This window comes from Acinetobacter sp. ACIN00229, from assembly GCF_016106645.1.
Lineage (GTDB): Bacteria > Pseudomonadota > Gammaproteobacteria > Pseudomonadales > Moraxellaceae > Acinetobacter > Acinetobacter oleivorans.
Window position 1 is genome coordinate 157,729 of the sequence record NZ_JADWOM010000010.1, and the last position, 11,168, is coordinate 168,896.

Annotated in this window: 10 protein-coding genes; 4 read left to right on the plus strand and 6 right to left on the minus strand. The window is 36.6% G+C overall.

Annotated elements, in window-relative coordinates; genetic code table 11:
* Positions 1-18: 18 nt before the first annotated feature.
* The 4 genes from yccS to I7H67_RS11450 form a co-directional block, all read right to left on the minus strand.
* Complete coding sequence (gene yccS / locus I7H67_RS11435) at positions 19-2,169, minus strand: YccS family putative transporter (protein ID WP_151827783.1); 2,151 nt, start codon at positions 2,167-2,169, stop codon at positions 19-21.
* Positions 2,170-2,372: 203 nt separating this feature from the next.
* On the minus strand, positions 2,373-2,942 hold the full coding sequence (gene sodC, locus I7H67_RS11440; RefSeq protein WP_107880605.1) for a superoxide dismutase family protein: 570 nt from the start codon (positions 2,940-2,942) through the stop codon (positions 2,373-2,375).
* Between the two features lie 129 nt (positions 2,943-3,071).
* On the minus strand, positions 3,072-4,187 hold the full coding sequence (locus tag I7H67_RS11445; RefSeq protein WP_151828075.1) for an AI-2E family transporter: 1,116 nt from the start codon (positions 4,185-4,187) through the stop codon (positions 3,072-3,074).
* Positions 4,188-4,311: 124 nt separating this feature from the next.
* Positions 4,312-4,956, minus strand: a complete 645-nt coding sequence (locus I7H67_RS11450) for a ParA family protein (RefSeq protein ID WP_151822872.1) — start codon at positions 4,954-4,956, stop codon at positions 4,312-4,314.
* A gap of 158 nt (positions 4,957-5,114) precedes the next feature.
* Between I7H67_RS11450 and I7H67_RS11455 the strand changes: the two genes are divergently transcribed.
* The gene (locus I7H67_RS11455) at positions 5,115-5,582 is read left to right on the plus strand and encodes a Holliday junction resolvase-like protein (RefSeq protein WP_002116954.1); all 468 of its coding nucleotides are present in this window, start codon (positions 5,115-5,117) and stop codon (positions 5,580-5,582) included.
* A 139-nt stretch (positions 5,583-5,721) separates the two neighbouring features.
* Entirely contained in the window at positions 5,722-6,285 is a 564-nt protein-coding gene (locus I7H67_RS11460) for a hypothetical protein (RefSeq protein WP_013196738.1), read from the plus strand.
* Between the two features lie 52 nt (positions 6,286-6,337).
* Here I7H67_RS11460 and I7H67_RS11465 read toward each other — a convergent pair whose 3' ends face one another.
* Both I7H67_RS11465 and I7H67_RS11470 read right to left on the minus strand, forming a co-directional pair.
* Positions 6,338-6,871, minus strand: coding sequence for a hypothetical protein (locus I7H67_RS11465; RefSeq protein ID WP_198307895.1), 534 nt, complete (start codon positions 6,869-6,871; stop codon positions 6,338-6,340).
* Between the two features lie 26 nt (positions 6,872-6,897).
* Positions 6,898-7,686, minus strand: coding sequence for a class I SAM-dependent methyltransferase (locus tag I7H67_RS11470; RefSeq protein ID WP_049837417.1), 789 nt, complete (start codon positions 7,684-7,686; stop codon positions 6,898-6,900).
* Between the two features lie 127 nt (positions 7,687-7,813).
* Between I7H67_RS11470 and I7H67_RS11475 the strand changes: the two genes are divergently transcribed.
* Positions 7,814-9,091 carry a hypothetical protein gene (locus I7H67_RS11475; RefSeq protein WP_198307896.1) on the plus strand — a complete coding sequence of 426 codons (1,278 nt, stop codon included), beginning with the start codon at positions 7,814-7,816 and terminating at the stop codon, positions 9,089-9,091.
* A gap of 413 nt (positions 9,092-9,504) precedes the next feature.
* Positions 9,505-10,932 carry an amino acid permease gene (locus I7H67_RS11480; protein ID WP_049837415.1) on the plus strand — a complete coding sequence of 476 codons (1,428 nt, stop codon included), beginning with the start codon at positions 9,505-9,507 and terminating at the stop codon, positions 10,930-10,932.
* Positions 10,933-11,168: the final 236 nt, after the last annotated feature.

An 11,168-nucleotide genomic window follows, 5' to 3' on the forward strand; every position in this document is an offset into this window, starting at 1 on the left:
TTCCGGTATTTTTTAATATTAGGTAATTTCTTGCTCTAACAACTTGTCTTTAAGCATCAGCAATTCTGGTAATGTTTCTAATAATAAACTGATTTGTTTCAAGACTAAGGTGTATTTCTCAGATAGCTGTTCTTGAGCTGTTAAGTCCTGAATTTCTTGTAATATTTGAGAAATGAGCGTGTGGTCGGGTAGGGTTTGCCCAAGTACGCTCTGGCTCAAAATTTCTTGGCAGCGTAGTAATAATTGTAAAACCTGCTCTTCATCAATTTTCTGCCGTTGGCTACCTAACGCTGCCACATAGCTCAGCTGGCTGTGGCTATAAACCAAATAGCGAAAAGCGTAATGAATGAGTTGAGGATTTGGATTCGGTTCAGCACTTAAACTCGAGATCATGTTCGACAGCTCGATTTGAGCATTATGTGCAGCACGACGAATTCGGCGGTATTCTATATCTTGATTTTTGCCATATTGATATTGCTCAACAATCACATTGAAATAATCTAAGGTCGCTTTGCTACTTTTCTTAATATTGTTAGGAATATTGCGGAAGTTCCAATCAGGCCAAATAAAGTTTACGGCAAGCCATGCAATAAAACAGCCTAACAGCGTATCTATCAGACGGGGTAAAATGATGCTGTAGCCTGCACCTTTTAAGTTAAAAATTAACAGCACCATCAGGGTGGCCATAAGCGTCGCCAATGCATATTTCTTTTGCCGCAAGTAGAAAAAGCAGACTCCGCAAATAATCGTAATGATGAGCTGACCTTCAATACTCGGTACAAAATATAGAATTGGTATTCCTAGTAAAACACCGAGTAGGGTGCCAATAGTTCTTAGTTTAAGACGGCTTTTAGTCGCAAAATAAGTGATCTGGCAGACAAATAAACTAGTCAGTAAAATCCAATAGCCATGCTGAGCAAAGGGTAATAATGAAATGGCATAACCTGCGGCGAAAACAACTGCAATTCGTATGGCATGTCTAAATAAGGCTGACTGTGGTGTAAGTTGTTGCCTGAGTTTTAAGATCAGATCTGAAAATCCTTGAATATCATCATCAAGTAAATTTAAGTGTTCTTGTCTTGTTTGAGTATTATTTTCAGGGAAGGGCTGTGCATATTGTAGTTGTTCAAACTGTTCATGCATTCCCTTTAAATTATCAAAAATAAGTCTTAAGTTTTTAACTTCAAAGTTTTGTGGATGCTGTTGTATCCAGTCCTTTAAAGAACTTTCCAAATGGTTCAATACCGTTCGGCTTTCTTGCGAAGGCTGAGATGGTCGATTATGCAAAATACATTGAGCCAGATCTTGGCACGCTTGTGCTTGTAGGCGCAGGTTTTTTTGGAAACGGAAAATAAGATCACTACGACTGAAGTTCTGTTGAATATGTTCGTAATGTAAATAATTAGAAGTTGCTTGCTCGTGAATGTCCCGCGCAAAAAAATACAGGTTTAGCCAATAGATACTTTTATTACTGACGCGCGAAGCCTTGAGTCGAGTGAGCAGGGAGCTGCGTATTTGATTGAGACTTTGAGCAACTTGTGTATTTTGTAAGGACAGTTCATATAAAAGTTGTTCTACATTCTCTTTATTGTCGGGATCAAACAAACGTGCTTTTGCTTGTAGTAGAACAGAAATTTCTTTAAAAATTTGTGAGAGCTTATCTTGTAAGGGAAGTGTCGGCTTAATAATAAAAAACAAAATAGATGTAAAGCCGTACCACAAAGCGCCATAAACAAAGTAGGTAGGTTGTTGGTACCAGTGCGCATATTCTCCTAAACCGAACATGCTATAAATGGAAAGCAAAATAGTGCCAAACGAAATTGTGGCATAACGTTGCCCTAAAGCGCCTAATAAAATGAAAAAAGCACTAGAAAGAGAAAGATATAAAATAAAGAAAATTTTGTAGGGAGCTAAAAAACCAAGAATACTACTGACTGTAAAAAAGAGGAGGCAGACGTAAACCAAGTTACGTAATCGAATACTTAAGCGATCATCAAAGTCGGTTAATGCTGCTGCAATCGCGCCTAAAGTTACGGGAACGATGAGCTCGTTATGGCCTAGCCAAAGTAAACCCAAAGTTGTGCCTGTGAGTACAATCAAAATTTGCAGGCAATAAATTAAAATCGAGTTCGTCTTAAAACTATTAAATATTTGGGTCAGATAGTTCACGGCTTTTGTTCTAAATTAGAGAATACGTGAGAAAGCAGTATGTAACTTTAAATTTTTATTACTTCAAAAATATTATTCTTTTTAGCCACAAAAGTCAGTCATTTTTTAAGATTTTATTAGACTTATATGAAGTTGTAACGATCAATAAATTAACAAAATTGTGGATATCTTTTTAGATACCCACAATTTGAAAAAGACATAAATTATTTAATCACACCACATGCAATTCGTGCTCCGCCACCACCGAGAGGAAGAGGTGAGTCTGAGTAGTTATCACCACCCGCATGAATCATAATAGCTCGACCTTGAAGATCAGCAAGTTTCAATCGAGGTGCGATTACAGCAGTTGTTGCAACACCAGTATTATCGACCACTAAAGCAGGTAAATCACCTAAGTGGCCAGTTGTTGGAGTACCGTGATGAGGAGCTTGATTCGGGTTGTAGTGGCTACCAGCAGCTAAGGCAGCACCCGGTTTCCCATCTTTTACAGCTGGTTCACAAGAGGCATTTTCATGAATATGGAAGCCGCGTGTACCACTTGGTAAGTCAGCTAGAGCAGGGGTAATAATTAAACCTTTGTCGCTATCTTGAAAGCTAATCGTACCTAATTTTTTACCAATACCAGCGGCAGTCACTTCATTTACATCGACCACTTTTTTCGTATGCATTGTCGTTAATGCTTGAGCTGTATCTGATACAGTTTTTGTGACTGTACTACAGCCAACCGTAAAAAAAGCTGTAAGCGCACAGACTGCGCCAATTTTATTAAACATCTGCATGATCGGATGTCCTTATAAATATATATGATTGTTTGATTCAAACAAACGCAGGTTTAACCTACAAGTTAATTTAAATAGTTAATTTGTATCTAGAAACATTTTTAAATTAAATAAATAGGATCACTATTTATCATTAGAAGATTCATTTTCAGAATCATAAATCATAGTCGTTTTAGGCATAGGTTCAGGCTCAATGGTTTCATGTAACCATTCACGCCAAATTGCCAGTAAAATAGCCAGAATTACAGGTCCAATAAATAGACCTACTAATCCAAAACTTGCAATACCACCTAATACACCAAACATGATTAATAAGAATGGAATTTTTGTAGCACCAGAAATCACAAGTGGTCGAATCACATTATCTGAGCTACTAACAATCACTACACCCCAAACCACTACACCAATTGCTTCCATAGTTTGTCCCTGAGAGAACAACCATAGACCGACACCTAAATAGGAAATGGGTGTACCAAATGGAATTAAAGCCAATAAGAAAGTAGCAATGGTAAGCACCATTGGGTTAGGGACACCTGCTACAAAATAACTTAATCCAGCTAAAACAGCTTGAGCAATTGCAGTTAAACCCACGCCATAGACTACAGCACGAGTCGTTTCCGAAATCGTATCGAGATAATGATGTATGCGAGGGCCTATAACCATTTCTAAGGCTTTACTCACCTGAGACAAAATCATTTGACCATCACGGTAGAAGAAAAAAAGGCTAAATACGGCAAAGCCAAGTTTGACAATATTTTTACTAATTTCACCGAGCAGTACACGGCCATAACTTAAATGGCTTTGTACCCAAGCCGCAACATTTTGAATTGTGCTATTAGGGTCGTTATTTAACTCATTGAGTGTACGAGAAATTTCTTTTCCAACAAAAGGAAGATCACGAATAAAATCAGGGACACTTAAATGACCTGAAAAAACTTGACGTTGTAAGTCAAAATATAAGTTGCGGCCTTCATGTTGCAAAATAAAAATAGCGCATGTAAAAGGGACGCCAACAACCAAAATGACCAGACTAATCATTAGAGTTGCATTTAAAGTATTACGGGTTTCTCCAAAAAAACGTTGAATTCTTAAATAAATAGGCCAAGTCATATAAGCAATGATGGCAGCCCAAAGTACAGGAACAATAAAGTATTTCAGGATATTAAATCCTAAAAAAATCAAAATAAAAAACAGCCCAAACAATAAAACGCGCTGTAAATTAGGAGCGTATGGATGCACGAACAATATTTCTCTAATTTTCTACATAGAATAAAGTCATATTAACTGAAAAATAACCTGAGGCAAATTTTAAGGCCGTAATGTAAAGAACCTTATACATCTCTTTTTAGAGACTAAAAGTTATTTAAAACCACTCAGCTTTATCTTCAACTAACTTGTTTAGAACTGGCTGCCATTGATTTTGAATCGTAATAAAGTTTTTTTGAGGCTTATCAAAAATGCTTAAGCCTTGCATTGCTAAGCTGCCATATGCAGTGCGTTCAGCAATCCACGCAACAGGTTCCTGTTCAATTTTTTCAAAAAACTGTTGAATATCTTTTGAGCTGGCACTATTTGGTTTTACGCGATTTGCAAGAAGTAAAATCTGAACTTTGCCTTTACGAATACGCTTAATATCTTGTAAATGCTTCAAAAAGCGACGAGTACTGTCTATATCAAAAAATGAAGGCTGAAGTGGAGTAATAATGGCATGAGCTTCACTAATGAGTTGCTCAGCATGTTCACCTGAAAGTGCACCAGGCGCATCAATAATTAAATAATCCAGATTTTTAGGCGCGTCACCAATTGATTTTTCATGACGCCAGTCGAGGCTTTGAATTTTTGCGACACCTTCGGGGCGCTGTTTTAACCACTGTAAAGCCGATTTTTGATTGTCCGAATCTGCTAATGCTACTTTATATCCTTTTTGTGCCAATGCTGTTGCCAACGTAATGGCCGTCATGGTTTTTCCGCATCCGCCCTTTTGATTTGCAATAAGTATCGTTTTCATAAATCCAATTATTTTCAGCAGCACATTTGTTTATGTTTTATACCTTAGCATCTTTTTATGTGAAGGAGATGACCACATTTGACAAAAGTTTAAGCTGTTTCGTTATTTTAGATATGATTAGATCTGTAATCTTAATTCGCGCTTTTTAAGGAAAATTTATGTCTGTATGGCTTGCCATGCTTATTGGTGCTGGAATTGGCATCATTATCACTACTCTTATTTTATCAAACACTCGGAATGGACGAATTAAGGCTGAATATGAGCAATATATTGCTGAACTTGAATTAGAGCATCAACAAGCTCTTACTCAAGCACAAAAGAGAAGTGTAAATACAAGCCGTGCGGTGTTGAAAGGAAAAATGGCAGAACAATTTGCTCCAGTTTTGCCTGAATTTCAGTATCTACCAAGCGATGCAAAATTTATGGGCGATCCGGTGGACTATATTATCTTTGATGGATATACCGATTTTCGTGATGGTGATGGTACGGCAGAAGACATTAATATTATTCTACTTGATGTAAAAAGTGGCGGTGCAAGGCTCACTAAAGGTCAGCAAGCGATTGCACAAGCGGTCCAACAAGGCAAGGTTCGTTTTGAAACTTTGAGAATAGATTTTGAAGATTAACAAGCTGTTTAATTCAGCACAAAAATAGACGAAATTGATCTGTATTGTTACTAAATTCCGATATTTTTTTCATCACTTAAGGCTACTATAAATTGAAGATCTATTCACTTTGATCTAGCAATATTTGAGGTGTAACGCGATGAAAAAACAATGTTTGATGATGGGCTTGCTGACTGCTATTGGCATGAGTTCAGCATTTGCATCGACCTCAAGTGAATATAATATTGCCAATGGTTTGAACCCGATAGAAAAAGATCAATCTATTTCTGTGTTACAGCCTTTTCAAGGAAATTTCAGAATCTTGGGTTCAAAAGTTTATCAAAATGATGAACAAGCTAAATTTTCTCCTATCGACTATGCGGTAAGTTGGGGATTGTTTGCACAGCCTGAAATTGCACGTCATATTTCAGTGAAACAATATGACCGCTATTTAAACTGGAAAATTCCTAAATTACCTGTTCCAGCAGAGCAAGCAATGCAAATGGTGTCTAACATGCACATCATTCCTGCAAACCCTGAAATTGCTCAGCAGATTAAACAAGTTAAACGTGGTGATCTCGTTTATCTAAAAGGGGATCTTGTCGAGATTAAAGATAAAAACTTGGTCTGGAAATCTTCACTTACGCCAACCGACACGGGTGATGGTGCATGTGAATTATTCCGTGTTCAGGCAATTCATTGGGTTGAAAAGCAAAATATATAATTTGAAAAAAGCCTTCATAAATATGAAGGCTTTTTTATAAGTAAAGTAATACCTATTTCTGTTGCGATGCTTTCCAATATTTTAATTGATTTTGCGCTTGTAAATAGTCGGCAAGATCATTGATCTGTTCATCTTTAGTCGCGTGCTTATCGCTATAGTGTTTTTCTTGGTTTTCCCAATATTGATAAAGTAGTCCCTGAATGTAACGGCCTTGTTCGGTTTTTAAATCTAAATCTTTTAACATGGTCAGAGCAGAGCGCACATTATCGAGTGTACGTTGTTGCTCAAAATCTGTTGTGAGTGTTCCCGCTTCATGCATTTTTGCTAACTCATTTTCCATCTCGTCGCTCATTTCTGTAAAGCGGCGGTCATAGTCTTCTAAACGTGCAATATCGTGTGCATCATCAGCAGTAGCAGCGAACGTCTTAACCGGTCTTTCATTTAGTTTTTCTAAAACCTGATCTGTAGATGAGGTGGCAGATGGTTGCTCCGTCTTAGCAGGCTCATCCGCTTTTTTACAAGCAGTAAGTAATAGGCTAGAGCAAAGCAAAGACATTAATATGACTTGAGGTGTTTTCTTCTTCATAACTTTCAACCAAACCTATTCACTAATTATTTAACGGGTAACGTACTTTTCTGAAAGTGATATGCATATGTGACATATGGAAAATCAATCTGATCTTGAGGACCTAATCCCGTAAAATCATAAACAATTTTTTCAAACTGTGCTTTGAGTTGTAACTGATCTTTTTCAGTCATTGCAGCAATAAAACTCGTAGAGAGCAAACGTTTACTCACGACTTGTTCGACAGGACCGCATTGCGACTGTGTAAATGTTTGTAGGCTATCAAATACGAATAAATCTTGTTGTTCAAACACACGTTTCCACTTTTCACTATGATAACGCGGCGTGTCTCCTTCAAGAGGAAGTAGAAAATCAGCTAAGGCTTTCACCCAATCCGTACGCTCGTCGCGTTGATTCCAAACGAGTCCTAAATGTCCTTGTGGTTTTAATACTCTATACATTTCTGTTAGGGTATCAAGGTTGTCAAACCAGTGGAAAGATTGCGCACAAATAATGGCATCAATTTCATGGTCTGCTACAGGAATTGAATGGCTAAAAGCCTGTAATGTTTTGATATCAGGATAAACTTGTTGAAGCTGCTGTAACATCTCGCCAATTGGCTCAACTGCAATAACATCTGCATGTGTTTGTTTTAAGTAGGGTAAGAATTTGCCAGTACCCGATCCAAGATCGATAACAGTAGAGTTTTCCTGTATTTGTAGGCAATTTTGCAGCCAACTTACTATTTCTGCGGGATAATTAGGTCTAACTTGCTGATAAAGTTCAGCAGCTGAGCTGAAGCCTTTTTGAGCGGCAGGATGTAAGGATTGTGTCATATTTTGCGCTTTTTAATCTGACTGGCATCTATAAAATAAGATACTCCGCAATCATAAATTGGCAAAACACCTATTTTGTTTCATTTTTGACGTTGTATGTGGGAGTAAATTTTCTTTCGGTGTGAGCATGGATAAGCAAATTATTTTTGAAGACGAACACATTAGAGCCATTTTTTTACCAGGCGATTCTAATACATTGGTTCTCTCTTTTGGCGATTTGATTACCCGAGCGAGTGGCTTATCTATCAATGCTGAAAAGTCCCTAATTAAATACCAATATAATATTATTGGGGTAATGCCAAAACAAAAATCATGGTTTCCTCAAGCGAGCATGATTGAGCTGGCAAAAGCGATTTCGCCTATTCTAGAAGGCTTTAAAAATATTGTGGGTTATGGCGGTTCAATGGGCGGCTATGCAGCAATCAAATATTCTAATTTATTGAATATGGATCGTGTGATTGCATTTGTGCCTCAATATTCAATTGATCCTGAGCAGGTTGAAGATCGACGCTATGCCGAGTTTTTCGATGCTATGGCAAATAAAGACATGCAAATCCAGGCGCAAGATGTCGATGCAGCGCGTGAATACGTCATTGTTTATGACCCTTATTTTTCGACTGACCGTGAACATTATCTAAAAATAAAAGAGCTATTACCAAACTTACATACGATTCATTTGCCATTTACTGGTCATGAAGCATTGTCTGTATTGGCAAGTTCAAGTTTATTGCATGATTTTATTGAACATGAATTTGACGAAATTTATTTTTATCAGCAGGTTCGTAAGGTCAAAAAGCAAAGTAAGTTTTACTTCCGTAATGTATTAGCGCATGTTCTTACTCATCATGATGACATGTTGTTAAAAATATTACGCCAAAATGATTTTCAGCTTGATGAGCGTTATTTTGATAACCCTCTTAAACACGCTATTACTCGTAGTCTGATAAAGACACAGCAAGCAACTGAGCTAGACTTTCAAAAGTTAGGTATTAAAGTACAGCGAATTCAGGACGCTGCAAATTATCAAGAAGGATTGCAGACCAGCTTTGGCTCAATTTTGGTATTCAACCTCATTAATTCAAAGTTTGAAAGTTATGCTCTAGATGTTCTGCTGGCGAATAAGTCTTATTTGATTCCAATTGTGGCTGAACACACTGGTGTAGTGCATATTAAATTAAATAATGAAACTTATTTGTTGGGAATGAATGATCGCAAAGTCATTAAATTGTTCAAGCACGACGAGCCTTTATCATCGGATATGAGTCCATTTGTAGTCAAAAAATATTCAGACTGTTTTGCAATCAGCTATAAGCAATTAAATTTATCTTGTGATGAACATGGGATGTGTGAATTTATAGAAGGTTCAATTCAGTCGACTGAACAACTAGTCTCGATCAGCTTTTAAAACTTTATAGTGGTTAAATAAAGCTCAAACCTTAAGGTTTGAGCTTTATTTTTTGCTTAAAAAATATTTTTTCATAAACTTATTTGTATATTAATTTGAAATTCATTATTTAAATAAATAGTGTGTTTGTTCTGCGAATATTTATTTTATTAAAAGTAGATATAGCTAGTGGTGAATATAAATACTATATTTTAAAATAAATGAGTTTTATTAATATATAAATTATAGAAATAGTGTCAGGTTAATTAAAATACATAAATAACGATGTTTTTTTATAAGATTATGTTTTTGTTATTTATTTTATTTAAAGAGGATGGGGCTGCTTAAAATAAGTTCACTATTCAAAGATAATTGCATATTTATTTTTTTCTCCTAAAATGATTTTTTACTAAATTGTCGTTACAGTTTTTTATATGCAATCATTAAATTATCGGAATAATGATGCATCGCAACATGGAAGTTCTGCACCTTTGAAACGAGCAATGAGTACTCGACATTTGGTGATGATCTCCCTTGGCGGTGCCATAGGTACAGGTCTTTTTTTAGGGTCGGGTGATGTAATTTCCCAAGCTGGCCCAATTGGCGCAATTATTTCTTATTTTTTAGGCGGTTTAATTGCCTATACCGTGATGTTATGTCTTGGCGAACTTGCGGTACATGTACCAGAATCAGGGTCATTCGGTGAGTACGCTCGTCGTTATATTGGTCCGGGTACAGGCTATATGATCACTTGGTTATATTGGTTAACTTGGACCGCGACTTTAGGAACAGAGTTTACCGCAGCAGCTTTACTGGTTCGAGAGTGGTTTCCCTCTACTTCTGTTTGGGCTTGGACATTATGTTTTGGTGCCTTAGTTTTTTTCATTAATATTAGTTCAACGCGATTATTTGCCGAGTCAGAGTTTTGGTTGGCACTTGTGAAAGTTGTCACGATTATTTGTTTTATTGGCTTGGGTTTGCTGGCGATTTTTGGTTTTATTCCTTATCACGGACACGAAACTGCACCGTTGTTTAGCAATTTAACTGCCCAAGGCTGGTTCCCACACGGGTTATTTCCAATTTTTACAACCATGCTGATTGTTAATTTTGCTTTTTCGGGTACAGAATTAATTGGTGTGGCAGCTGGGGAAGCAGAGAATCCAGCACAGACAGTTCCTAAAGCAATCAATGCTGCTATTTGGCGACTACTGATTTTCTTTGTCGGCACAATTGTTGTAATTAGTTCATTGTTACCATTCCAGCTTGCTGGTTTAAGTGGTAATGAGGTGAGTAATAGTCCATTTGTGACTGTGTTTAATTATATTGGTATCCCATATGCCGAAGATATTATTCGCTTTGTGATTATTACGGCTTTACTCTCTGCTGCAAATTCTGGTTTATTTGCTGCTTCACGTATGATGTGGTCGCTTTCTGCAAAAAACCAATTACCAAAAATCTTTTCTAAACTTACACCTTCAGGAACACCTATTGTAGCTATTGTGGTCACAATGCTAGGTGCTATACCAGGTTTACTTTCAGAACAATTTGCACCTGAAACTATTTTTAAGAATTTATTAGGTGTTGCTGCTTTCACCATGGTTGTAGTGTGGATTGCAATTTGCGTATCTCAATTCAACTTCCGTAGACAGTGGTATAAATCTGGTAAAACTGCAAAAGATTTGCGTTTTGCTGCTCCTTTATTTCCTTTAACTCCAATCGTGGGTGGTCTGTTCTGTGCTATTACTTGTATTAGCATGGTATTTGATCCTTCGATGCAGGTTGGCTTCATCTGTTGTATTGTTTTCATTCTTGTATGTTATGCGAGCTACTTCATTTTTTATCACAAGAAGGATGCGGTGTAGAGCTAAGCAAAGATATGCTTTCTGAAGCATAGTCTAAAGGCCCCATTTGGGGCTTTTTTATTGCCTATGGGAAATTAGAAAAGGGTGGATTTTATATATTTTTTTTAAAAATGAATTTTTATTTTTGATCATAAAAACAAATATTGTTTTATAAATTCACCACTGATCGGATTTTTATTAATATTTATTTATTATAAATATTTGATTAAGTCTATGTTTAGTCTTGTTATTTAATA

Excerpts from the sequence above, each read along its gene's own strand:
- I7H67_RS11470 (WP_049837417.1), bottom strand. The coding sequence starts at position 7,686 with ATGACACAATCCTTACATCCTGCCGCTCAAAAAGGCTTCAGCTCAGCT.
- I7H67_RS11450 (WP_151822872.1), bottom strand. The coding sequence starts at position 4,956 with ATGAAAACGATACTTATTGCAAATCAAAAGGGCGGATGCGGAAAAACC.
- I7H67_RS11465 (WP_198307895.1), bottom strand. The coding sequence starts at position 6,871 with ATGAAGAAGAAAACACCTCAAGTCATATTAATGTCTTTGCTTTGCTCT.
- sodC (WP_107880605.1), bottom strand. The coding sequence starts at position 2,942 with ATGTTTAATAAAATTGGCGCAGTCTGTGCGCTTACAGCTTTTTTTACG.
- I7H67_RS11455 (WP_002116954.1), top strand. The coding sequence starts at position 5,115 with ATGTCTGTATGGCTTGCCATGCTTATTGGTGCTGGAATTGGCATCATT.
- I7H67_RS11460 (WP_013196738.1), top strand. The coding sequence starts at position 5,722 with ATGAAAAAACAATGTTTGATGATGGGCTTGCTGACTGCTATTGGCATG.
- I7H67_RS11475 (WP_198307896.1), top strand. The coding sequence starts at position 7,814 with ATGGATAAGCAAATTATTTTTGAAGACGAACACATTAGAGCCATTTTT.
- I7H67_RS11480 (WP_049837415.1), top strand. The coding sequence starts at position 9,505 with ATGCAATCATTAAATTATCGGAATAATGATGCATCGCAACATGGAAGT.